The sequence below is a fragment of the Gordonia sp. CPCC 206044 genome (assembly GCF_048537895.1).
In the GTDB taxonomy this organism is placed as follows: domain Bacteria; phylum Actinomycetota; class Actinomycetes; order Mycobacteriales; family Mycobacteriaceae; genus Gordonia.
Map to the genome: position 1 here is coordinate 79,017 of NZ_JBCLVL010000003.1, position 23,040 is coordinate 102,056.

Here is a 23,040-nt window from a genome sequence, read left to right on the forward strand (position 1 = left end):
GCCCCGTCGAGTGTGGTCCGCGTCGCGATTCGACGGCCCCGGTGCGACGGAGCGAAACCGGGGTGCTTGATTGGGACCCGTGAGCGAGTTGTCGGTGAGTGAGCAGGAGATGCAGGACATGGTTGTCGACACAGGCCGGCCCGACGCCGGTGCCCCCGATGACCCGGTCGGTGCCTTCGGCATCGGCAACGTCACCCTTGTCGCGCCCGGTGTGGTCGCGGCCGACCAGCAGCTCGGGCCACGATTCGCCGACCACCGCGGCCGGATCGATCTGCCGGCCCTCGCGGTGCTCTTCGATCATCTCGGTGGCCTGCCGTTCTTCCGTTCGGGGCCGACCGGGTCCCCGTGCGTCCAGGCTCGGTTGTCGATCGCGACGCAGGGGCAGGTGTCCGTCGGCGACCGGGTGACCGGCACCGCCGAGCTGCTGATGCACGACGACGGGTTCGGTACGACCCGTGTCGACATCGTCACCTCCGCCGGGCGACTGTGCTGCTCGGGCACCGCGCGCAACGTGGCCGTGGGTCGCAGCTTCGACGTGAATCCGGCCGACATCGGGGGAGAGGGCTCGGCTCCGGGTGGGCCGGGGGCCCAGGCCGTCGCACTGCCGCCGGCCATCGAGTCCCATCTGACGGGTCGCGAGATCGTCGAGCAGATCGCGGCGGGAGCGCGGTCGGCGGGACCGCTCACCGAACTCCTCAACGGTCGGGTCGAGGTGGTGGACCACGACAACGGGACCGGCGTGCGATTCGTCGTCACGACCGAACGCTGGATGGGAAATGTGTTCGGCACCATGCACGGTGGTGTCATCGGTGCGATCGTGGCGCAGGCGTGTTCGTTCGCCGGGCAGGCCAACGCATCAGCCGGGCGCGACTATCAGCTCGCCGACCTCGCGGCTGCCTTCCTGCGGTCGCCTGCCGTGGACGGCGGCGACGTCGTCGTGGAGGTCGTACCGGTCAAGGTCGGCCGACGCATCGCATCCTTCGAGGCCGCCATGCGCGCCGACGACGGAGTGTTGTTGTGCCGAGCCGAGGCCGACACGCACTACCGCTGATCGCCGACGGTCTCCGGCCGATCGCTGCGGCGGCTCCGCCGTACGCACGGCCGACGTCGGAGCGGGCCGACGCAAAAACAATCGTGCGTGATTGATTTTTTCAGGGTCGTGTGTGACGCTGATCGCATGTCGATCGTGGACGGGGTCGTTGCCGACCTGACCGCTCAATCCGCCGAACTCGATGATCTGGTCTCGACGCTGGACGACGAGGCATGGTCTCGGCCGACTCCTGCGCCGGGCTGGACGATCGCGCACCAGATCGCGCACCTCGCCTGGACCGACGAGGTGGCAGCGCTCGCGGCCACCGACCCCGACGCCTTCGGTGCCCTCGCGTCCGCGGCTCTCGAGAACGCGACCGGGTTCGTCGACGACGCCGCTGCGGCCGGTGCGGCTTGCTCGCCTGCGCAGATTCTCGCCGACTGGAGGCGGGGCCGCGCCGCGCTGGCCGACGCATTGCGTGCGGTCCCGGACGGGGAGAAGATCCCGTGGTTCGGTCCGCCGATGTCGGCGGCGTCGATGGCGACCGCCCGGCTGATGGAGACGTGGGCGCACGGACTCGACGTCGCCGACGCGCTCGACGTGCATCCCGAACCGACCGACCGCATCCGCGCAGTGGTGCACATCGGTGTTCGCACAAGGGATTTCGCATATATCGTGAACGGACTCACGCCACCTGCCGCGGCCTTCCGTTACGAGATCACCGCACCGTCGGGTGACGTCTGGACGTGGGGCCCCGACGATGCGGCCGACGTCGTCCGCGGACCCGCCGTCGACTTCTGTCAATTGGTCACCCAGCGTCGCGCCCTCGCCGATCTCGACCTCGAGATCATCGGTGACCAGGCCCGACAGTGGTCGGGAATCGCGCAGGCATTCGCCGGACCGCCGGGTGCCGGACGTGCGCCGTCGACCGGACAGGAGGTGCGGTGACCATGGTGGACAAGGTGATCCGTATCGGCAACGCGTCCGGATTCTACGGGGATCGGTTCTCGGCGGTGCGAGAGATGCTCGAGGGCGGTGACCTCGACTATCTCACCGGTGACTACCTGGCCGAGCTGACCATGCTGATCCTCGGTCGTGACCGCATCAAGGACCCGAAGACGGGGTACGCGAAGACCTTTCTGCGACAGATGGAGACCTGTCTCGGGCTCGCCGTCGACAAAGGGGTCCGAGTTGTCACCAACGCCGGCGGCCTCAACCCGCACGGGCTCGCCGTAGCGCTGCGTGAACTCGCCGACCACCTCGGCGTGGACGCCGAGGTCGCCTTCGTCGACGGCGACGACCTCGTCGGCCGGGCGGCCGAACTGGGTCTGGGCGAGCCCCTGACCGCGAACGCGTATCTCGGTGCGTTCGGAATCAAGACCGCACTCGATGCCGGTGCCGACATCGTGGTCACCGGGCGGGTCACCGACGCCTCCCTCACCGTCGGTCCGGCGGCGAGTGAATTCGATTGGTCCCACGACGATCTCGACCAGCTGGCGGGCGCCGTGGTGGCCGGACACATCATCGAATGCGGCGCGCAGGCAACCGGTGGCAACTACTCGTTCTTCACCGATCTCGGCAACATGGGTCACCTGGGATTTCCCATTGCCGAACTCGCCGCCGACGGGTCGTCGGTCATCACCAAGCATCCCGGAACCGGTGGCGCGGTGACCGTGGGAACCGTGACCGCGCAGCTGCTCTACGAGGTGGGCGGGCCGCGCTACCTGGGGCCGGACGTGACCACCCGACTCGACACCGTCGAGCTCGCGCAGGTCGGCGACGACCGGGTTGCCGTCCACGGCGTTCGGGGAGAGGCGCCGCCGTCGACGATGAAGGTCTCGCTCAATCATCTTGCCGGCGTGCGCAATGAGATCACCGTGATCCTCACCGGCCTCGACATCGAAGCCAAGGCGGACCTGTTCCGCGAGCAGTTCCTGGCCGCCCTGCCGACGGCTCCCGCGGAGATCGACTGGGAGTTGTCGCGCCTGGACCGCCCGGATGCGCAGACCGAGGAACAGGCCAGCGCATTGTTGCGGTGTGTGGTGCGCGATCCGGATGCGAAGAAGGTCGGGCGCGTCTTCTCCGCGACCGCGGTCGAGTTGGCGCTGGCGAGTTTTCCGGGGTTCACGATGACCGCGCCGCCCGGGAACGGTACGCCCTACGGGGTGTTCGAACCCGGCTACGTCGATGCCGCAGCCGTCGATCATCGCGCCGCGTTGCACACCGGGGTCGTCGAACGGGTTGCACCGAGTCCGCTGCGGACCGACGTCCCCGACGATCCGGTCGACGAGCCTGCCGCGGGGTCGACCGACTGGGGCCCGACGACCTCGGTTCCCCTGGGACTGATCGCGGGAGCGCGAAGCGGCGACAAGGGTGGCAGCGCGAACATCGGTGTCTGGGTGCCTGATCCCGACCATTTCGCCTGGCTAGACGCCACGCTGGATGTCGACCTGCTCCGGCTGCTGCTTCCCGAGGTGGCCGAACTGCCGATCCGCCGGTACCGATTGCCGAACCTGAACGCGATCAACTTCGTGATCGAGGAGGTGCTCGGGCGAGGGGTCGCCGAGAACGTGCGATTCGATCCGCAGGCCAAGGGGATGGGGGAATGGCTGCGGTCACGTCCCGTCCCCGTTCCCGTCGCCTATCTCGGCGACGCACACCCGAGTCGACAGGAGTAGCAGTGCCGATCACCAGCCCCGTGTGGGACACCCCGGAACGCCGTGAATTGCGTTCGACGATCAAGGGTTTCGTCGAACGCCACGTGCTGCCGTATCAGGACGACTGGGAGCGCGAGGGGCTGATCCCCCGGGAGTTGCATTCCGAGGCCGCAAAATTGGGGCTCTTCGGTCTCGGTGTCGGCGAGGACACGGGTGGTTCGGGAGGAGATCTGGTGGACACCACGATCCTCGCCGAAGAGTTCCACTACGCGGGTGCCGCGGGTGGCGTGTTCGCCTCGTTGTTCACCCACGGCATCGCGTTGCCGCACCTGATCGCCGCCGGTGACCCCGAGCAGATCGATCGGTGGGTCCGACCGACGCTGGCGGGCGAGAAGATCGGTAGCCTCGCGATCACCGAACCCGGTGGCGGTAGCGATGTCGGTCATCTGCGGACCACCGCGACCCGCGACGGCGAGCACTACGTGGTCAACGGGTCGAAGACCTACATCACCTCGGCGGTGCGCGCCGACTTCGTGGTCACCGCGGTCCGTACCGGTGGTCCGGGTGCGGGCGGGGTGTCACTTCTGGTGGTGGAGAAGGGCACACCGGGTTTCACCGTCACGCGCAAACTCGACAAGATGGGATGGCGTAGTTCGGACACCGCCGAACTCTCCTTCGTCGACGCCCGGGTGCCGGTGGCCAACCTCGTCGGACCGGAGAACTCCGGTTTCGCGCAGATCGCCACCGCGTTCGTCACCGAGCGTTCGGGTCTGGCGGTGCAGGCATATGCCAGTGCGCAACGCTGTCTGGACTTGACCCTGGCCTGGGTGCGCGACCGTGAGACCTTCGGCAAACCCCTCATCGCGCGACAGAACGTGCAGGACGCGCTCACCGAGATGGCTCGTCGTATCGACATCGCACGCACCTATACGCGAGCGGTGGTGGAACGCAAGGTCACCTCGGACGACGACCTGATCGCCGAGGTCTGCTTCGCCAAGAACACCGCGGTCGAGACCGGGGAATGGGTGGCCGACAAGGCGGTTCAGCTCTTCGGCGGCCTCGGCTACATGACCGGCACCGAGGTGGAGCGCCAGTATCGCGACATGCGCATCATCGGCATCGGCGGCGGCACCACCGAGATCCTGGCCGGCCTGGCCGCGAAACGACTGGGGTATCAGCGATGACGACGATCCGTTCCACCCTGGATCCGGCGGGCGAGGATTTCCGCGCCGCCCGCGATGCGATGGTGGGCAAGCTCGCCGACCTGCAGATCGAGTTCGACAAGGCACTGGCGGGCGGGGGCGAGAAGTATGTGGCCCGACACCGCGCACGCGGCAAGATGACCGCTCGCGAACGTATCGAACTGCTCGTCGACGAGGATTCCGCGTTCCTGGAACTCTGTCCGCTCGCGGCCTACGGTTCGGACTTCCAGGTCGGCGCCTCGGTGGTCACCGGAATCGGGGTCGTCGAGGGTGTCGAATGCATGATCGTCGCCAACGACCCGACCGTGAAGGGTGGCACCTCCAACCCGTGGACGTTGCGGAAGATCCTGCGATGCAACGACATCGCCCTCGCCAACCGGCTCCCGGTGTTGTCATTGGTGGAATCCGGTGGTGCTGATCTGCCGACCCAGAAAGAGGTGTTCGTCCCCGGTGGACGGATGTTCCGTGACCTGACCCGGCTGTCGGCGGCAGGGATTCCGACCATCGCGCTGGTGTTCGGCAACTCCACCGCGGGCGGTGCCTACGTGCCCGGCATGAGCGATCACGTCGTGATGATCGAGAACCAGTCCAAGGTGTTCCTCGGCGGACCGCCGCTGGTCAAGATGGCGACCGGTGAGGACAGCGACGACGAATCGCTCGGTGGTGCACAGATGCATGCGCGAGAGTCCGGACTGGCCGACTACTACGCCGCCGACGAACAGGACGCCGTCCGGATCGGACGACGTATCGTCGCCCGACTCAACTGGCGCAAGCACGGACCCGGTCCGGTCGCCGACGTCTGCGAACCGCGGTTCGATCCGGAGGAACTGCTCGGTATCGTGCCGGCGGACCTGAAGATCCCGTTCAACCCACGTGACGTGATCGCCCGCATCGTCGACGACAGCGACTTCGACGAGTTCAAACCCGAATACGGCAGCTCACTGTGCACCGGGTGGGCTCGCATACACGGCCATCCCATCGGCATCCTCGCCAATGCGCAGGGCGTGTTGTTCAGCCAGGAGTCGCAGAAGGCCGCGCAGTTCATCCAGCTCGCCAATCGCAGCGACACGCCATTGCTGTTCCTGCACAACACCACCGGCTACATGGTCGGTAGGGAGTACGAGCAGAACGGCATCATCAAGCACGGTGCGATGATGATCAACGCGGTGTCCAATTCGACGGTGCCGCACATCTCCATCCTCATGGGTGCCAGCTACGGCGCGGGTCACTACGGGATGTGCGGTCGCGCCTACGATCCGCGGTTCCTCTTCGCGTGGCCGAGCGCGAAGTCCGCGGTCATGGGCGCCGCACAGCTCGCCGGGGTGATCTCGATCGTGTCGCGCGCGGCCACCGAGGCGCGTGGCGGCACCGTCGACGAGTCCGCGGACGCCGCGATGAAACAGATGATCGAGGCCCAGATCGAGGCGGAGTCGGTGCCCGCGTTTCTGTCCGGAATGCTCTACGACGACGGTGTCATCGACCCGAGGGACACCAGAACGGTTCTGGGGCTGTGCCTGTCGGCCATCCACAGTGCCCCGGTCGAGGGTACGACCAACTTCGGCGTCTTCCGGATGTGAGGCAGTGATGACAACAATCGATTCGGTCCTGGTCGCCAATCGCGGTGAGATCGCCTCCCGCGTGTTCACCACCGCGCGAGCCATGGGTCTGCGCACCGTCGCGGTGTTCTCCGACCCCGACGAACATGCGCCACACGTTCGCGACGCCGACACCGCGGTCCGGCTGCCCGGCTCGACGTCGGCGCAGACCTACCTGCGGGGCGATCTCATCATCGAGGCAGCACATGCGGCCGGTGCCGATGCCGTTCACCCCGGTTACGGGTTCCTCTCGGAGAACGCCGAATTCGCGCAGGCCGTGATCGATGCGGGGCTGGTCTGGATCGGTCCGCCGCCGCAGGCGATCACCGCGATGGGTTCCAAGGTCAACGCGAAGAAGTTGATGGCCGACGCGGGTGTGCCCGTGCTCGGCGACATCGACCCGGCAGCGGTGACGATCGACGACCTGCCGTTGCTCATCAAGGCGTCCGCCGGGGGCGGCGGCCGGGGTATGCGTATCGTTCGTTCACTCGACGAGCTCGCGGACGCGGTGGCGGCTGCTGCTCGGGAGGCCGAGTCGGCCTTCGGAGATCCGACGGTCTTCTGCGAACCCTACGTGGAACGTGGGCATCACATCGAGGTCCAGATCATGGCCGACATGCACGGCGCGATCTGGTCGGTGGCCGAACGCGAATGCTCGATCCAGCGGCGCCATCAGAAGGTGATCGAGGAGGCGCCGTCGCCCCTGGTGGACCGCATCGGGGGAGACCTGCGCGAACGCCTGTTCGCGGCAGCGCGTGCGGCAGGCGTGGCCATCGGCTATACCGGTGCGGGCACCGTCGAGTTCCTCGCCGACGAATCCGGGCGTTTCTACTTCCTGGAGACCAACACCCGTCTGCAGGTGGAGCATCCGGTCACCGAGCTGACGACCGGGGTCGATCTCGTCGCCTGGCAGCTGCGGGTGGCCATGGGGGATCATCTCGACCCGACGCCGCCGTCGACATCAGGGCACGCGATCGAGGCGCGCCTCTACGCCGAGGACCCGGCGTCGGTCTGGCAACCCCAGTCGGGGGTGATGCACGCCATCGAACTCGGCTCCGACGTACGGTTCGGTCTGCTCGACCGCGCCGGCATCCGAGTGGACTCCGGTATCGATTGCGGCAGTGAGATATCCACCTTCTACGATCCGATGCTGGCCAAGGTGATCAGCTGGGCCCCCGATCGGCGGCGCGCCGCAGCGATGCTGTCGCGGGCACTGGCCGATGCACGCGTTCACGGTCCGGTGACCAACCGCGACATGCTGGTCAACACCCTGCGTGACGCCACGTTCCTCGCGGGCGACACCGACACCGGATTCATCGACCAGGTGGGACTCGACGTACTCGCGGCGCCGCTCGCCGACACCTCCGATGTCCGGATCGCCGCGATCGCGGCCGCGCTCGCCGATGCGGCCCACGCCCGGCGCAGTGCACGGGTGCAGGCCGCAGTCCCCGCAGGCTGGCGCAATCTCCGGTCCGGATCCCAGGTTCGGCGCTATCGCAACCCACGCTCCGACGACACGATCGAGGTGCGCTATCGACACGCACGCGAGGGCGTCGAGCTTCCCGATGACGAACAGGTCGGCGTCGCCGACGTCTCGGCAGATCGCATCGTGCTCGATGCCGCGGGTGTCCGCACGACCCTGAGGGTCTGCCGATACGGAGACGAGATCTTCGTCGACGGCGCCGGCACGTCCGTGCATCTGCGACGCGAGCCGCGCTTCATCGATCCCAGCGCGGTGGCGCGGCCGGGGTCGCTGCTCGCGCCGATGCCCGGCGCGGTGATCCGTGTGGCGGTCACCGAGGGTGAACGTGTCACCGCGGGGCAACCGTTGCTGTGGCTGGAGGCCATGAAGATGGAGCACACCGTCGCCGCACCCGTCGACGGTGTCGTCGCGAGCCTGTCCGTGCAACCGGGACAACAACTCTCCGTCGGCGAGGTGCTGGCGGTCATCGATGCCGACGACGGCGACGGTGCGTCCCACCACTCGAACACCATCGAACAAAAGGAGAAGATCGGATGAGCGTCGTCGACGATGCCCAGGTGAACCCGTTCGTCGAGACCCCGGAGCGGGCCGCATTGCGCGCATCGGTGGCGGCGTTTGCCGCCAAGTACGGGCAGGAGTACTTCCGTGCCTGTGCCCAGGAGGGCCGCAAGACCGACGAGATGTGGACCGAGGCAGGCAAGCTCGGATTCATCGGGGTGAACCTCCCGGAGGAGTACGGCGGTGGTGGCGCCGGGATGTACGAGCTGTCGATCGTGATGGAGGAGATCGCGGCGGCGGGCACCGGGCTGCTGATGCTCGTCGTGTCGCCTGCCATCTGCGGTAACGTCATCGCCCGCTTCGGTACCGACGAGCAGCGACGGCGCTGGTTGCCAGGTCTCGCCGACGGTTCGGTCACCATGGCGTTCGGCATCACCGAACCCGACGCCGGTTCCAACTCGCATCACATCACCACCACCGCGCGACGAGACGGGTCCGACTGGATTCTCAACGGCCGCAAGGTGTTCATCTCCGGTGTGGACCAGGCGCAGGCCGTTCTGGTGGTGGCGCGCACCGAGGACAACAAGACCGGCAAGCTCAATCCCGCGTTGTTCATCGTGCCGACCGATGTGGCCGGTTTCGAGGCGACCATGATCGACATGGAATTGCAGAACCCGGAAAAGCAGTTCGGGTTGTTCTACGACGATGTCCGGCTGCCCGCCGACGCGCTCGTCGGCTCCGAGGACGCGGCGCTGAGCCAACTGTTCGCCGGGCTCAACCCGGAACGCATCATGGGTGCGGCATCTGCAGTGGGCATGGGACGCTTCGCCCTGCAGAAGGCGGTGGCGTATGTGAACGATCGCACCGTCTGGAAGACGCCGATCGGCGCTCACCAGGCGATCGCGCATCCGTTGGCCGAGGGCAAGGTCCAGTTGGAGATGGCCAAGCTGATGATGCAGAAGGCCGCCACGATGTACGACGCCGGGGACGACTGGGGCGCGGCGGAGCCGGCGAACATGGCCAAGTACGCGGCGGCGGAGGCCTGCGTGAAACTCGTCGATCAGGCCGTGCACTCCATGGGCGGCAACGGGCTGACCTCGGAATACGGCTTGGCGCCGATGCTGAGTCTGGCTCGGATCGCGCGAATCGCACCGGTCAGTCGTGAGATGATCCTGAACTTCGTGGCGCAGACCAGCCTGGGTCTGCCCAAATCGTACTGAGCGGGAGACACGATGACCGAAGTCGTCCACTCGGAACTCGATGCCGGGATCTGCACCCTCACCCTCGATTCGCCTGCGAACCGCAACGCGCTGGGGGCGACCCTCGTCGATCAACTCCTACGGGGGTTGCGCGCTGCGGAGGCGAACTCGGAGGTGCGCGCGGTGGTCCTCACCCACACCGGTGGAACCTTCTGCGCCGGAGCGGATCTGAGCGAGGCACTGGCCGGGGGAGCGTCCGTCGAGGAGGCGTCTTCGGTGGGCACCGGCGCCATGCTCGACCTGATCGAGTCGATCCTGGAGCTGCCGAAGCCAGTGATCGCGAAGGTCGACGGTCACGTCCGCGCCGGCGGGTTCGGTCTGCTCGGAGCTGCCGACATCGTCCTCGCCGGCCCCGGGTGCACCTTCGCACTCACCGAATCGCGGCTCGGGCTGGCTCCGTCGGTGATCTCACTGGTGTTGCTGCCCAAGCTGACCGCGCGGGCGACGGGGCGCTATTTCCTCACCGGCGAGACGTTCGACCCTGCCACCGCGGTCCGGATCGGTCTGGTCAGTGAGGCATTCGCCTCGGGCGACGACCTCGACGCCGGACTGGCAACCGTGCTCGCCGGGCTGCGGCGGGCGTCGCCTCAGGGACTGGCCGCCTCGAAATCCCTGGCCACCGCCGGTGTTCTCGCCGAGTTCACCCGCCACGCCCGGCAACGGGCAGACGAGTCGGCGGAACTGTTCGCCTCCGAGGAAGCCCGCGAGGGTATGACGGCGTTCCTGACCAAGCGCAGGCCCCACTGGGACCTCTCGGAGTCCGGTGAATCATGACCACCGGGACCCGCGCGTCGAGTCAGCGTGAACCACAGCAGGAACGATCGCGGCTGACACGAGAGAGGCTGCTGCGCGCCACCGTCGACGCGCTCGCCCAGGACGGGTGGGCCGCGGCGACGGTCGCCGCGGTCGCCGAACGGGCCGGGGTGTCGAGAGGTGCTGCCCAACACCACTTCCCGACGCGTGAAGCCCTCATCACCGCGGCACTCGAGCTGATCTTCGACGACATGACGGCGAGCGCCTCGGCCGCGCCGGAGTCGGTGCCGGACGGCGATCGCGTGGCAGCGGGCGTCGCCCGCGCCGTGGCGATCTACACCGGCACCGAGTTCAAGGCGGCGTTGCAGGTCTGGGCCGCCGCAGCCTCGGATCCCGCCCTGCGGGAGATGATCCTGCCGTTGGAGGGCAAGTTCGCTCATGCGGCGCACCGGATGACGGTGTCGGCGCTCGATCCCGAGGGCACCAATCCACAGGCGCGCAGCATTGCGCAGGTCACCCTCGACCTCGCGCGGGGACTCGGGCTCGCCGACACCCTGTCCGACGACTCGCGGCGTCGTGAGCAGGTCGTCGCGACCTGGACGTTGCTGGTGTCGGCAGCGCTGGACGCCTCGAACGACGGCGCGCCGAACTAGATTCCGGCCCCAACGGCGGGTTGGTGTCGATCCCGGTCCCAGGACTGGCCGCCCGATCCGGCCGGTGTCGATTGCTGTCCGGTGCGCCAGGTCCCGGCGGAGCGTAATCCGGCAAATCGGACGGCCAAGTGCCGGTGGAGAATTCGAGGCTCGATCGCCTTCCGCACCGCCCCGCGGGGACCGTAGTGTGATCGCGTGATCTCGTTCCCGACGATGGGTACCCCCGACGGAGCCGACACCGCATGGATGCTGGCGGCGTTCGCGCTGGTGCTGTTGATGACCCCGGCCCTGGGCCTGTTCTACGGCGGCATGGTGCGCTCGAAGAGCGTGCTCAACATGATGATGATGTGTCTGTCGGCGGTGCCGATCATCTGGATCATCTGGGTGGTGGTGGGCTATTCGTTGGCCTTCGGGCCCGACCACGGCGGTGTGATCGGCGATCCCGCCACGTTCGCCGGGTTGAAGAACCTCTTCGGGTACTTCGGTGCCGGCGGCTCCGACTCCGCCTCCATGCCTCTTGTCGGCACCATCCCGGCCCTGCTGTTCGTGGCGTTCGAGGCGGGTTTCGCGATGGTGACCGTCGCGCTGATCGCCGGAGCTGTCGCCGACCGTATGCATTTCACGTCCTGGCTGGTGTTCGCCGCGCTCTGGTCGCTGTTGGTCTATGTCCCGGTGGCGCACTGGGTGTTCAGCACACCGGGTCTCACCGCGGAGCACGGCGGATGGATCGTGGCGCACCTGCACGCCATCGATTTCGCCGGTGGCACCGCAGTCGAGATCAACTCGGGCGCATCTGCACTCGTGATCGCACTGCTGCTGGGCAGACGCACGGGATGGCCCAGGGATCCGATGCGACCGCACAATCTGCCGTTCGTGATGCTCGGCGCGGGACTGCTGTGGTTCGGGTGGTTCGGTTTCAACGCGGGTTCGACGCTGGCGGCCAACGGCGCCGCTGCACTCGTCGTGGCCAACACCGTCGGTGCCGGGGCGATGTCCATGGTGGCGTGGTTGGTCGTCGAACGTATCCGCCACGGTCGGCCGACCTCGTTCGGCGCCGCCTCCGGAGTGGTCGCCGGCCTGGTCGCCATCACCCCGTCGTGTTCGTCGGTGACCCCGATCGGTGCGCTGGCCATCGGCGCGGTGGCCGGCGCGGTGGCGTCGTATGCGATCGAGCTGAAGTTCCGTTGGGGATACGACGATTCGCTCGACGTGGTCGGTGTGCATTTCGTCAGTGGCGTCGTCGGCATGCTGATGATCGGTCTGGTGGCGAGTTCGTCGGCGCCCGCGGGTGTCGACGGCCTGTTCTACGGTGGCGGATTCGACCAGCTGTGGCGGCAGGCCGTCGCGGTGTCGGCCGTCCTCGGTTACGCGCTGGTCGTCACCGCGATCATCGGTGTCGCACTCAAGTACACGCTCGGTCTGCGTGCCCATCGCCAGCATGAGATGGACGGTATCGACGACGGTCAGCATGCGGAGTCGGCGTACGATTTCCACACGCCGCGTGGCGGTCGGGTGGACGTCGGACCGCGTCACTGAACCACTCCTGGCCTGATGCCGGACTGGCACAATGGCCGGCATGGCACTGATCCTGACCGTGCTCGCACTGCTGGTGCTCAGCACGGTCATCAGCGCCTGGAAGGAACCCCGTCGCGTGCGTCCCGGCGTGTACCTGACCGCCACGATGGTGGTCGGGGTGGTGACCGTGGTGCTCGTGGTGGCACGGGTCCGAGGTGACGAACTGTCGGTGGGGTGGCATCTGGCCGGTGTGGCATTCGCCGGCCTGGCCATGTTGACCGCGCTCGCGATCCTGCTGATCGGCAACGGTGTGACCCTCATCCACCGCGAGGGACGTCAGGCGGCCACTCTTGTGCCGGTCGTCGTCGGTGCGTCGATCCTCGTCTATGCGATCGGTGTCGCCGTGGGACTCGGTGCGGGCCGCCTTGATTCCGATGCGCCGACGGTGGTTCTGGTCGCACTCGCGACGATCGGTCTGCCGGTGGCCTACGCCGGATTCGTCATGGTCGCCGTGGTCTCCTGGTCGATCGTGTACGGGTGGTGGGGACACCTGCGGGCCGAACGTGACACGGTCGCCGCGGTCATCGTCCTCGGTGCCGGACTATTGGACGGGCGGCGGGTCGGTCCGCTGCTGGCATCGCGACTGGCGCTGGCCAGACGCGTCCACGCCCGCTCGGCCGGCCGTGGTCGCCGGCCGCTGATCGTCTGCTCGGGTGGCCGCGGCGACGACGAAGCCGTCAGCGAGGCGTCCGCGATGCGCGATCATCTACTCGACGCAGGTGTCGACGACGACGTCGTGGTCCTCGAGGAGCGGTCGACCGACACCGCCGAGAATGTCGCACTGTCCGCGCGAGTCCTCGCCGCCCATGGGGTCACCGGCACCACAGCGGTCGTGACCAGCAACTATCACGCATTGCGGGCGGCGACGATGATGCGGGCGGCCGAACTCGACGGGTTCAGTACCGGAGCGCGCACGGCCGCCTATTTCCTTCCGGCCGCCGAGTTGCGGGAGGTGATGGCCGTCGTGCGGGACAACCTGTGGCTCAACGTCACCGCGCTCGTCGTCGGCTGGGTGCCGTGGGTCGCGGCGGTCTGCTACGTCGCGCTGTCGTGAGGCGCTCGCGCCGACACGAACGACACGCATGGACCGACCCGGGCGCGGAAGGGGGAGTCGACGCGCCCGGGCCGGGGTCATGCGGGGTTGATCAGCTGTCGTGGATGATCACGCCGCGGATGTTCTTGCCGTCGCGCAGATCCTGGTAACCCTCGTTGACCTGATCGAGCGTGTAGGTCTGGGTGATCAGTTCATCGAGTTTGAGCTGACCGGCATCGTAGAGCCGCAGCAGTTTGACAATGTCGTACTGCGGGTTGGCCGAGCCGAACAGACTGCCCTTGATCGTCTTCTGGTTCAACGTCAGATCGGTCCCGGACACGTGCACGGTCAGCTTGGTCGGATCGGCCAACCCGGTGATCACCACCGTGCCGCCCTTGCCGATCACGGCCGTCGCGTTCTGCACGACCTCCTCGTCGACGGTGCCGACCAGGATGAGCGCCTGATCGGCGCCCTGTCCCCAGGTCAGTTCGTTGACCTTGGTCGCAGCCTCGGCCGCGTCGGCAAAAGCATGTGTCGCACCGAATTTGATCGCCGTATCCCGTTTGAGGGCCACCGGATCCACCACGACGACATGTTTGGCGCCCGCCGACACCGCGCCCTGCACGGCGTTGATCCCGAGTCCTCCGATGCCGTAGATCACCACGGTGTCACCGGCCCGTACCCCGCCGGCATACACCGAGGTGCCCCAGCCCGACGGCACGCCGCACCCGACGAGGACGGCTTTCTCCAACGGCAGCCACTCATCGACCTTGACCACCGAGTGCTGCGAGATGGTGGCCCGTTCGGCGAAGGTGCCGAGCATGCACATCGCGCCGAAATCGTCACCACCGGAATGGAACCGGAACGTTCCGTCGGGCATCGATCCCTCGAGGATCGTGGCCCCCATGTCGCAGAGGTTCTGTCGACCGGTGGAACAGTAGCGGCAGGTACCGCAGTTCGGGATGAAGCTGCACACCACGTGGTCGCCGGGCTTCACCTTGGTGACACCCGGGCCGACGGCCTCGATGATCCCGGAGCCCTCGTGGCCGCCGACGATCGGGTAGCGCGGCGGCAGGTCGCCATCGGTGAGGTGCAGATCCGAATGGCACAGGCCCGCAGCGGTGTACTTGATCAACACCTCGCCCGCGCGTGGTTCGTCGAGGTCGAGTTCGACGATCTCGAACGGCTTGCCGGGTCCGGTCAGTACTGCGGCCTTGGTCGTCATGGACATGGGTTGCACTCCTTTGTGAACGGGTGGATTCGAGACGATGGATGTCTAGAGGGCGATGTTGACGGCCTTGGTCTGCGTGTACAGATCGATTGCCGACGAGCCGAGTTCGCGACCCCAGCCCGATTGCTTGTACCCACCGAAGGGCATGGCGGTGTCGAAGCCGTTGTACTGGTTGACCCATACCGAGCCGGCCTGGATCTGTCGGGCCGTCTTGTGCGCCTTGGACAGGTCCTGGGTCCAGATACCCGCGGCCAGTCCGTAGATCGAGTCGTTGGCCGCCGCGGCGACTCCGGTGTCGGCGTCGAACGGCATGGCTGCGACCACGGGACCGAAGATCTCCTCGGACACGATGGAGAAGTCGGGTTCGACATCGACGAACACCGTCGGCTCGATGAAGAAACCCTCGTCCCCCCAACGCTTTCCGCCGGTGAGTGCGCGGGCACCGTCGGCCAGGCCCGCAGCGAGATAGCCGGACACCCGGTCGAACTGTTCCTGGCTCACCAGTGGACCGAGCTCGGTGGTCGGATCGAGACCGGGACCGATCTTCGCCTGCGAGGCGGCCTCGGCCACCGCGGCGGTGAAGTCGTCGAAGATCGGCCGCTCCACGAACAGACGGGTACCCGCCACACAGCACTGACCATGGTTGAACATCCATGCGGCCACCGACCCGGCGACCGCCTTCTCGAAATCGGCGTCGGCGAACACGATGTTCGGGCTCTTGCCGCCGAGTTCCAGCGACACCTTCTTCAGATTTCCCTTCGCCGCCTCGACGATCTTCTTGCCGACCTCGGTGGAACCCGTGAAGGCGATCTTGTCGACGTCGTCGTGGGCGGCGAGCGCGGCGCCCGCCTCGCCGTAACCGGTGACGATGTTGACCACGCCGGGCGGGAAGCCTGCCTCGGTGAAGATCTCGCCGAGCAGCAATGCGGTCAGCGGCGTCTGTTCGGCAGGCTTCAGGATGACCGTGTTGCCCGCGGCCAGTGCCGGCGCCAGTTTGAATGCAGCCATCAGCAGTGGGAAGTTCCACGGCACGATGAGGCCGCACACGCCGACCGGTTCGCGCAGGGTGTAGGCGTGGAACTCGCCGCCCGGAACGAACGGCATGGACACGTCGACCGTGGAGCCGGTGATCTTGGTGGCCAGGCCGGCGTTGTAGCGGAAGATGTCGGCAGACCAGTTCATGTCCACCGCCGTCGCGATGGTCGCCGCCTTGCCGTTGTCGAGGGCCTCGAGTTGGCCGAACTCGGCGGCACGCTCGGTCAGGAGGTCACCGACACGCCACAGCAGCCGCTCGCGCTCATTGGGCTTCATCCGCGACCACGGCCCGTCGTCGAACGCCTGCCGTGCCGCACGCACGGCCCGATCGATGTCGGTGGCATCGCCGTGCGCCACGGACGTGATGGGGCGGGCGGTGGCGGGATCGATGGTCTCGAACGTGCGGCCCGAAGCGGCCCACACCCATTCGCCGCCGATCAGCATCGGTCGATCGCTGGAGATGAAGTCGCGGACCCGGGGGAACAGGTCGGTGGCGACGGCGGTCATGAAAACCTCCTGGTCGGATGGCGATCACCGGAGTGATCCGGGTCATAGTTGTGACCTGATTCATTTCTGCCACCCCCGCGCGGTGTCGCCGTGTCCAGAAACTGAACACCGGCCTGCACAACGCGGTCACCTTCAGGTGAGGGTCGCCTTACCCGGGGTTCGGTCGACGGGCTACCGTGTTCCGGCGACTTTCGGCGACAGGGGAGAGCAATGGCAGGGGTGCGGTCGGCGCAGCTGCGCGAGATGTTGCGGAGCATCGGTCCGGCGCATGCTTCGGTGTCGCCGCGCGAGGCGCTGCGAGCCGGCGTCGGTGCGATCCTCGGCCTCGCCGTCGTCGGTGGTGTCCTGTTGTCGTCGGGCGTCGATCTCCGGCTCGGCCTGTACATGATCGCGCCGTTCGGCGCGACGACGGTGCTGGTGTTCGCGGTGCCCAACAGCCCTCTGGCCCAACCATGGCCTGCGGTCGTCGGCAACACGGTGTCCGCCGTCATCGGGGTGGCGGCCACACTCCTCGTGCCGCAGCCGGCACTGCGCGTCGCGCTCGCGGTCGGGCTGTCGGTCGCGGCGATGATCCTCTGTCACGCCGTCCATCCGCCGGCGGGTGCCGTGGCGATGACCGCGGCGCTGTCGCCGGACGCGATACACGCGTTGGGCTTTCGCTTCGCACTCGCGCCCGTCGCACTCGGGACGGTGCTGCTGGTGATCCTCGCCGCCGCCTACGCGCGCCTGACCGGCAGGCGTTACCCGTTCCGCCAATTCGACACCCCGTCGGTGGGGCGCCTGGGTCTGAGCGAGGACGAGCTCAACGGCATCCTCGAGCGCTATCAGCAATCGCTCAACCTCGGGGTCGCCGATCTCGCGCGGTTGGTCGGTGCCGCCGAACTACAGGCCGCCGGGCACCGCGCCGGTCCGCTCACGGCAGCCGATGTGATGTCGCGCGATCTGATCACGGTGCGACCGGAGTCGTCGCCGACGGAGTTGGTCGAGCTGTTCGGTCACCACCGCTTCACATCTCTGCCCGTGGTGACCCCGGGAGGACGTTTCCTCGGCGTCGTGTTCCAACTGCATCTGGTGTCCAGTCGGCAGCCTGCCGGTGGCATGCGTGCGGCCACCGACCGACTGCTGCGGCGTGGCACCGCCGGCGATCGCGCCGACGAGATCATGGCGACCGATCTGCCGGTGGCGGCTCCCGACACACCGGTCGCGGCGCTGCTGCCGATGCTCTCGGAGAGCGGGTGCGATGCGGTCCCGGTCCTCGACGGTGACCGCATCGTCGGGATCGTCACCCAGACCGACCTGATCGCCGCGTTGGCGCGCCAGACGCTTGCCGCGAGCTGACCGGTCAGCCTCACACACTGGCGCCTCACACACCCCGGCGCCTCAGACACCCAGTGCGCGCATGCGTGCGTACAAGGTGGTGCGGCTGATGCCGAGCGCGCGAGCGGCGTGCACCTTGTTGCCCGCTGCGTGCTCCAGCGCATCGACGATGGCGGTCCGTTCGGCCTGTTCGCGGCCGGACAGGTGCGCGGCCCGACTCACCGTCCGGTAGTCCGGCGGGAGATCGGTGGCCTCCACCACCCGCGCCGCACGGGCGGTACACGATGCAGCAGCCTGGCGCAGCACGGCGTCGAGCTCACCGAGATTGCCCGGCCAGTCCTGACACAGCAGCGCGTCGGTGGCCTGCCCGGACAACGAGAGGGTGGGGCCGATGGCGCTCAGCGCATCGCTGGCGAGGGCGGCGAGTTCCGAGGTGCGCCGCCGTAGCGGGGCGAGGTCGTGGCGGGTGGCGCAGCGAGCGAGGAGGGCGGCGACCGACGCGCTGGCCTGCTCGCGGGGGCCGGTCACGATGATCAGCGGTGCCGCGGGGTCGACGGCCTGCGCGGCGGCCCGGCCCAACAGTGTCACCGAACGGTCGTCGAGCAGATCGGCACCGTCGATCACCAACGGCGCACGGTCGCGCCGGGCCCGTCCGATCAGAGCCGGGATGTCCGGGGTGGTCCCGGCGATCAGATCGTCGGCGATGTCGACGACCTCTGCGTCACGACCCGTCTCGGCGGCGAGTTCGGCGGCGCGACGGCTGCGCCCGGTACCGGGTTCCCCGGTGATCGCCACACTCACCGACGCCGGACCTGCCGGGCGGACCGCGGTCGTCGGCGGTGGGGCGACGGGCCGGAAGCGGAAGAGGGCGGCGCCCCGCGCGCCCGCCACCGGCTCTACGGCCAGTTCGACCTCCACACCGGACACCAACGTGAGCGGCATGACGGTCGCGCGCAGTCCCGGGTCGGCGACCACCATCCGGAGTGCGCCGATGTCGGTGGGGGAGAGCAGTTCGGCCGCAAGGGCATTGGTGAGCTGCAGATCGTCGCCGACCGCGACGACCGCGACGTCGCGGCGTGGTGCGGCCCGCTGGAAGGCGTCGAGCACCCGACGTTGGTGTGCTCGGGACCGATCCAGCAGCCGGTCGGCGATGTCGGCGACGATGCCGTTCACGAACGGCACCGACAACGGGTTGATCCGCTCGGAGATCTCGGTCATGCACAGGATGCCTGCGAGCCGGCGGGTCGCCGGATGGATGATCGGCTGACCGAAGCAACTCACCGACTTGAACTGTTCGAGGTAATGCTCGGCGCTGTTGATCGCGATGCCGTCGCGGGTCTCGGCGGGCGTGCCCAGTGCCGTGGTGCCGACGATGTCCTCGGCGAAGGGGACACCCGGGGCGGCGCCGAGTTCGTCGAGCGTGCGTTCCAGCGTGGCGCCGCACGCGACCCGCGACACCATGCGGCACTCGTGGTCGACCAGCAGCAGGGACATGTCGGTGTCGGCCAGTCTCCCCGCCGCATCGTCGAGGACCGGGCGGGCCGCATCCAGCAGCGGATCGGCGGAGGCGATGTCGAGCAGCACGGCCGGGGGCACGTCGTCGGGCCGCACTCCCGAGAGCGCGGATCGGCGCCACGAGTGCTCGATGACGGCACGTCGCGGTGTCTGGTCGGAACGGGTGGCGATAGGTTCGATGGCTCAAACGTGACACACGTCACCGACAAAGGGAAGTCCCGCGTGTCCTCGACGCCTGGGCGGGTGCCGTCCCGGGCGTCGGTTCGCACGGCTACCGTTGAGCCATGCGTGTCGCGACGTGGAACGTGAACTCGGTCAAGCAACGGATCCCGCGTCTGTTGCCCTGGCTCGACGAGCGTCGCCCCGACGTCGTGTGTCTGCAGGAGACCAAACTCGGCGACGCGGCATTCCACGACGCCCTCGGTGCGGACCTCGCCGAGCGCGGCTACGAGATCGCCCATGTGGGACAAGGCCAGTGGAACGGCGTGGCCTTGCTCTCCCGGGTCGGTCTCGACGACGTGCGCGACGGTTTCGACGGCGCACCCGGATATCCCGAACCCGACTCGCCGGTCGAGGCGCGGGCGGTCTCCGCGGTCTGCGGTGGCGTACGCATCTACTCGCTGTACGTGCCGAACGGCCGGGAACCGGACTCCGATCACTATCGCTACAAACTCGAATGGCTGTCGCGTCTGCGTGAGACGGTCGCCCGCGGCAGTGGTCCGGACACGGCAGCCAACACCATGCTGTGCGGCGACATGAACATCGCGCCCACCGATGACGACGTCTTCGACCCGGCCGCCTACGTCGGCCACACCCACGTCACCGAACCCGAGCGCGCCGCGCTCGCGGGTCTCGAAGGGCTCGGCCTGCACGATGTCGTCCGCGACCGGTGGCCCGACGAACGGGTGTTCAGCTACTGGGACTACCGCGCAGGCATGTTCCACAAGGATCTCGGCATGCGCATCGACCTCATCCTGGCCGGAGGCGATGTCGCGGACCGGGTCGCGGCGGCATGGGTGGATCGCAAAGCCCGCAAGGGGAGCAAGCCAAGCGATCACGCACCGGTCGTCGTCGACCTCGACGACGCGCCGGACGGTGACATCGGACCGGTGGTGCCGCCACCGTCGAACCCCGCCAAACGGGGCGCGTCGAAGGTGACCTTGCCGCAGTCGGCGGATTAGTCGTCGCGACGATGCGGGCGGTGAGCGCAGACAACCGCACCGCCGGCGCCGTCTCGTCGTCACCGGCCCTGTGGTCGCTCGGACACAGTCACTCGGACACGGTCGTTCGTATGTGGGCGCCCCCGGGTGTTTCGGTCCCGGCGAATGGTGTTACCCGCGAATGGTTTTCGGAGGTCATCCGAACGGCATACGCCGGTGCGTGATCTGCGCCATATCCAGCGATTCGTGAGACGTCCGTATCGGATCGTCCGGCTACTGTTCAGCCGGCTCTCAGGATTCGCCTGAGGGCGTTCGTTCACGGTTCACATGAAGTTGGGGTCAATGAAGCACATTCACCGTGTTCTCCTGGCGATCGCCGCGTTCACCGCGGTCGCCCTCGTCCTCCCGTCCGCCCAAGCCCAGGCCGCACCGGCGCGCAGCTCCCAGGCGCCGTCCGCCCCAGCGCCCTTCGTTACCGCGCCCTTCGTCACAGCGGCGATCGCCGCGGACGGACACAGCGTCGTCGCGAAACTGCGTGACGCAGCGTTCGTCCCGAACGCCGCAGGCACCGAACTGCAGGTGCGAGACCGCGCCGGGCGCGTCGTCGACTCGCTGCCGCTGGTCGGCACGATGGACGGATTCCGGGTGCCGCTGCGCTGGTCGGTCGGTGCCGACCGGTCGTCTGCCACCCTCACCCCGATCGTCAGCCGCGACCACCGGGCGCTGCTGGATGCGGCGGCCACCGATGCGGCGAAGCGGAACAAGGCAAAGCCCCGTGCCAAGCGCCTCACCAAGAACCAGCGTTACGACCTGATGTGGAAGGAGCTGAACAAGGGCTGGAAGGGCAACACCCCGATCTCGACCCTCGTCGGCGGCCTCATCGGTTTCATCGTGTTCGGCTGGATCGGTGCCGGCGTGGGCGCGGCGATCGGCGCGTACCTCGGCTACCAGACGTCCAACCCGCAGGCGTGGCCGTCGGTGCTCGCCTGGTGGAACACCCCGTAACACGAGCGCACCCGATGTCGGAGCGGCCACGATCACCCGTGGCGGCTCCGACATCGTGCGTCGACGGATGCGGTGAAGCACCGGTCGGGCGCCCGGGACAGCACCGGAAACGGCAGTGCGTCACGGTGATTCCGGATCGATCCGACGCGATGGTGTCGCGCCGACGACGCGATCGCCGTGGCTGCGCCCGCATCGGCCGGCGCTCGGTGCGGACGCGGGGAACCGACGGGGGCATGAGTGCGTTGAACACACTGTGCGGCCACCGCGAGTTCACCCGGTAGTCGTCGAGGATCAGTGACCTGGATCCGTTTTTTGACCTGTGCAAACCAGGTCGGTAGAGTGGTTCGCCGGTGCCCGGCACATGCTGGGCCAGTCTGCATGCCCGGCAATCGGGTGCACGGTGGGCTGACAGGCGACACCTTGGTCGAGTTGGGGACACACCCGACCTCGGGGTGTCGATAAATGTACTGACCAGCGCAGACGTGCTGGTGGGGCGAGTTGCGGAGGTAGTGGGAGCCAGTTCGGTCCCGGAGGCCTGCCCGGAGCACAAACCGCAAACGACAACTACACGGCCGTCGGCGAGCGTTCGCGCGGATGTCGGCGGACACTGCCAACAAAGGAAGAAACACCTAGTGCCAACCATCAACCAGCTGGTCCGCAAGGGCCGTCACGACAAGGCTGCAAAGACCAAGACCGCGGCCCTCAAGGGGAGCCCGCAGCGTCGTGGCGTGTGCACCCGCGTCTACACCACCACCCCGAAGAAGCCGAACTCGGCGCTGCGGAAGGTCGCGCGTGTGCGCTTGACCAGCTCCGTCGAGGTCACCGCCTACATCCCGGGCGAGGGACACAACCTCCAGGAGCACTCGATGGTGCTCGTTCGTGGCGGTCGTGTGAAGGACCTCCCGGGTGTTCGCTACAAGGTCATCCGCGGCTCGCTCGACACCCAGGGTGTCAAGGATCGCAAGCAGGCCCGTAGCCGCTACGGCGCGAAGAAGGGGAACTGATAAGTCATGCCACGTAAAGGACCCGCACCCAAGCGCCCCCTGATCAACGACCCGGTCTACGGGTCCCCGCTGGTCACCCAGCTGGTCAACAAGATCCTGCTGGACGGCAAGAAGTCGACCGCCGAGCGCATCGTCTACCAGGCCCTCGAGCAGGCTCGTGAGAAGACCGGCACCGATCCGGTCGTCACCCTCAAGCGCGCCCTCGACAACGTGAAGCCGACCCTGGAGGTCAAGAGCCGCCGCGTCGGTGGCGCGACCTACCAGGTGCCGATCGAGGTCAAGCCGGGCCGCGCCAACACCCTGGCGCTGCGTTGGCTGGTCACCTTCAGCCGGCAGCGCCGCGAGAAGACGATGGTCGAGCGTTTGGCCAACGAGTTGCTCGACGCCTCCAACGGTCTCGGCGCCTCGGTCAAGCGCCGCGAGGACACCCACAAGATGGCCGAGGCCAACCGGGCGTTCGCGCACTACCGCTGGTGACCGCTTGCTTCGCATGATCGTCTCGGCGGTCATGCGAAGCCGAAAAGCCTT

At 67.8% G+C, this 23,040-nt stretch carries 19 protein-coding genes; 16 read left to right on the plus strand and 3 right to left on the minus strand.

The window, feature by feature from the left end; genetic code table 11:
- Positions 1-118 precede the first annotated feature (118 nt).
- The 11 genes from AAFP35_RS05345 (at position 119) to AAFP35_RS05395 (ending at position 13,759) form a co-directional block, all read left to right on the plus strand.
- Positions 119-1,051, plus strand: coding sequence for a hotdog fold thioesterase (locus tag AAFP35_RS05345; protein WP_419220777.1), 933 nt, complete (start codon positions 119-121; stop codon positions 1,049-1,051).
- A gap of 126 nt (positions 1,052-1,177) precedes the next feature.
- A complete protein-coding gene (locus AAFP35_RS05350) occupies positions 1,178-1,978 on the plus strand; it encodes a TIGR03084 family metal-binding protein (protein ID WP_419220526.1) in 801 nt (266 codons plus the stop codon).
- Between the two features lie 2 nt (positions 1,979-1,980).
- A complete protein-coding gene (locus AAFP35_RS05355; protein ID WP_419220778.1) occupies positions 1,981-3,708 on the plus strand; it encodes an acyclic terpene utilization AtuA family protein in 1,728 nt (575 codons plus the stop codon).
- Between the two features lie 2 nt (positions 3,709-3,710).
- The gene (locus AAFP35_RS05360; RefSeq protein ID WP_419220527.1) at positions 3,711-4,871 is read left to right on the plus strand and encodes an acyl-CoA dehydrogenase family protein; all 1,161 of its coding nucleotides are present in this window, start codon (positions 3,711-3,713) and stop codon (positions 4,869-4,871) included.
- A complete protein-coding gene (locus AAFP35_RS05365; protein WP_419220528.1) occupies positions 4,868-6,466 on the plus strand; it encodes an acyl-CoA carboxylase subunit beta in 1,599 nt (532 codons plus the stop codon). Before AAFP35_RS05360 ends, AAFP35_RS05365 begins: the two co-directional genes overlap by 4 nt.
- Before the next feature lie 7 nt (positions 6,467-6,473).
- Positions 6,474-8,504, plus strand: coding sequence for an acetyl/propionyl/methylcrotonyl-CoA carboxylase subunit alpha (locus AAFP35_RS05370; RefSeq protein WP_419220529.1), 2,031 nt, complete (start codon positions 6,474-6,476; stop codon positions 8,502-8,504).
- Entirely contained in the window at positions 8,501-9,685 is a 1,185-nt protein-coding gene (locus tag AAFP35_RS05375) for an acyl-CoA dehydrogenase family protein (protein WP_419220530.1), read from the plus strand. The genes AAFP35_RS05370 and AAFP35_RS05375 overlap by 4 nt, the downstream gene beginning before the upstream one ends.
- A gap of 12 nt (positions 9,686-9,697) precedes the next feature.
- Positions 9,698-10,498: an enoyl-CoA hydratase family protein gene (locus AAFP35_RS05380; RefSeq protein ID WP_419220531.1), complete on the plus strand. Its 801-nt coding sequence runs from the start codon at positions 9,698-9,700 to the stop codon at positions 10,496-10,498.
- The gene (locus AAFP35_RS05385) at positions 10,495-11,130 is read left to right on the plus strand and encodes a TetR family transcriptional regulator (protein ID WP_419220532.1); all 636 of its coding nucleotides are present in this window, start codon (positions 10,495-10,497) and stop codon (positions 11,128-11,130) included. The genes AAFP35_RS05380 and AAFP35_RS05385 overlap by 4 nt, the downstream gene beginning before the upstream one ends.
- Before the next feature lie 213 nt (positions 11,131-11,343).
- A complete protein-coding gene (locus AAFP35_RS05390; RefSeq protein WP_419220779.1) occupies positions 11,344-12,666 on the plus strand; it encodes an ammonium transporter in 1,323 nt (440 codons plus the stop codon).
- Positions 12,667-12,706: 40 nt separating this feature from the next.
- Complete coding sequence (locus AAFP35_RS05395; protein WP_419220533.1) at positions 12,707-13,759, plus strand: YdcF family protein; 1,053 nt, start codon at positions 12,707-12,709, stop codon at positions 13,757-13,759.
- 91 nt (positions 13,760-13,850) lie between these two features.
- Here AAFP35_RS05395 and AAFP35_RS05400 read toward each other — a convergent pair whose 3' ends face one another.
- A complete protein-coding gene (locus AAFP35_RS05400; protein WP_419220534.1) occupies positions 13,851-14,969 on the minus strand; it encodes an NDMA-dependent alcohol dehydrogenase in 1,119 nt (372 codons plus the stop codon).
- Between the two features lie 45 nt (positions 14,970-15,014).
- Positions 15,015-16,511, minus strand: coding sequence for an aldehyde dehydrogenase family protein (locus tag AAFP35_RS05405; protein ID WP_419220535.1), 1,497 nt, complete (start codon positions 16,509-16,511; stop codon positions 15,015-15,017).
- A gap of 210 nt (positions 16,512-16,721) precedes the next feature.
- Between AAFP35_RS05405 and AAFP35_RS05410 the strand changes: the two genes are divergently transcribed.
- On the plus strand, positions 16,722-17,849 hold the full coding sequence (locus tag AAFP35_RS05410) for an HPP family protein (RefSeq protein WP_419220536.1): 1,128 nt from the start codon (positions 16,722-16,724) through the stop codon (positions 17,847-17,849).
- Between the two features lie 42 nt (positions 17,850-17,891).
- On the opposite strand, the gene AAFP35_RS05415 is transcribed toward AAFP35_RS05410, so the two are convergent.
- Positions 17,892-19,523 carry a sigma-54-dependent Fis family transcriptional regulator gene (locus AAFP35_RS05415; protein ID WP_419220780.1) on the minus strand — a complete coding sequence of 544 codons (1,632 nt, stop codon included), beginning with the start codon at positions 19,521-19,523 and terminating at the stop codon, positions 17,892-17,894.
- Positions 19,524-19,627: 104 nt separating this feature from the next.
- On the opposite strand from AAFP35_RS05415, the gene AAFP35_RS05420 reads away from it, so the two are divergent.
- From AAFP35_RS05420 to rpsG, 4 genes are all read left to right on the plus strand, one after another.
- Entirely contained in the window at positions 19,628-20,524 is an 897-nt protein-coding gene (locus AAFP35_RS05420) for an exodeoxyribonuclease III (protein WP_419220537.1), read from the plus strand.
- 321 nt (positions 20,525-20,845) lie between these two features.
- Positions 20,846-21,508 carry a hypothetical protein gene (locus AAFP35_RS05425; RefSeq protein WP_419220538.1) on the plus strand — a complete coding sequence of 221 codons (663 nt, stop codon included), beginning with the start codon at positions 20,846-20,848 and terminating at the stop codon, positions 21,506-21,508.
- A 632-nt stretch (positions 21,509-22,140) separates the two neighbouring features.
- Positions 22,141-22,512, plus strand: coding sequence for a 30S ribosomal protein S12 (gene rpsL / locus AAFP35_RS05430; protein ID WP_007619326.1), 372 nt, complete (start codon positions 22,141-22,143; stop codon positions 22,510-22,512).
- A gap of 6 nt (positions 22,513-22,518) precedes the next feature.
- Complete coding sequence (rpsG, locus tag AAFP35_RS05435) at positions 22,519-22,989, plus strand: 30S ribosomal protein S7 (protein WP_161062017.1); 471 nt, start codon at positions 22,519-22,521, stop codon at positions 22,987-22,989.
- The last annotated feature ends 51 nt before the right edge of the window (positions 22,990-23,040 follow it).

Excerpts from the sequence above, each read along its gene's own strand:
- AAFP35_RS05345 (WP_419220777.1), top strand. The coding sequence starts at position 119 with ATGGTTGTCGACACAGGCCGGCCCGACGCCGGTGCCCCCGATGACCCG.
- AAFP35_RS05350 (WP_419220526.1), top strand. The coding sequence starts at position 1,178 with ATGTCGATCGTGGACGGGGTCGTTGCCGACCTGACCGCTCAATCCGCC.
- AAFP35_RS05355 (WP_419220778.1), top strand. The coding sequence starts at position 1,981 with ATGGTGGACAAGGTGATCCGTATCGGCAACGCGTCCGGATTCTACGGG.
- AAFP35_RS05365 (WP_419220528.1), top strand. The coding sequence starts at position 4,868 with ATGACGACGATCCGTTCCACCCTGGATCCGGCGGGCGAGGATTTCCGC.
- AAFP35_RS05370 (WP_419220529.1), top strand. The coding sequence starts at position 6,474 with ATGACAACAATCGATTCGGTCCTGGTCGCCAATCGCGGTGAGATCGCC.
- AAFP35_RS05375 (WP_419220530.1), top strand. The coding sequence starts at position 8,501 with ATGAGCGTCGTCGACGATGCCCAGGTGAACCCGTTCGTCGAGACCCCG.
- AAFP35_RS05380 (WP_419220531.1), top strand. The coding sequence starts at position 9,698 with ATGACCGAAGTCGTCCACTCGGAACTCGATGCCGGGATCTGCACCCTC.
- AAFP35_RS05385 (WP_419220532.1), top strand. The coding sequence starts at position 10,495 with ATGACCACCGGGACCCGCGCGTCGAGTCAGCGTGAACCACAGCAGGAA.
- AAFP35_RS05390 (WP_419220779.1), top strand. The coding sequence starts at position 11,344 with ATGGGTACCCCCGACGGAGCCGACACCGCATGGATGCTGGCGGCGTTC.
- AAFP35_RS05395 (WP_419220533.1), top strand. The coding sequence starts at position 12,707 with ATGGCACTGATCCTGACCGTGCTCGCACTGCTGGTGCTCAGCACGGTC.
- AAFP35_RS05400 (WP_419220534.1), bottom strand. The coding sequence starts at position 14,969 with ATGTCCATGACGACCAAGGCCGCAGTACTGACCGGACCCGGCAAGCCG.
- AAFP35_RS05405 (WP_419220535.1), bottom strand. The coding sequence starts at position 16,511 with ATGACCGCCGTCGCCACCGACCTGTTCCCCCGGGTCCGCGACTTCATC.
- AAFP35_RS05410 (WP_419220536.1), top strand. The coding sequence starts at position 16,722 with ATGGCAGGGGTGCGGTCGGCGCAGCTGCGCGAGATGTTGCGGAGCATC.
- AAFP35_RS05420 (WP_419220537.1), top strand. The coding sequence starts at position 19,628 with ATGCGTGTCGCGACGTGGAACGTGAACTCGGTCAAGCAACGGATCCCG.
- AAFP35_RS05425 (WP_419220538.1), top strand. The coding sequence starts at position 20,846 with ATGAAGCACATTCACCGTGTTCTCCTGGCGATCGCCGCGTTCACCGCG.
- rpsG (WP_161062017.1), top strand. The coding sequence starts at position 22,519 with ATGCCACGTAAAGGACCCGCACCCAAGCGCCCCCTGATCAACGACCCG.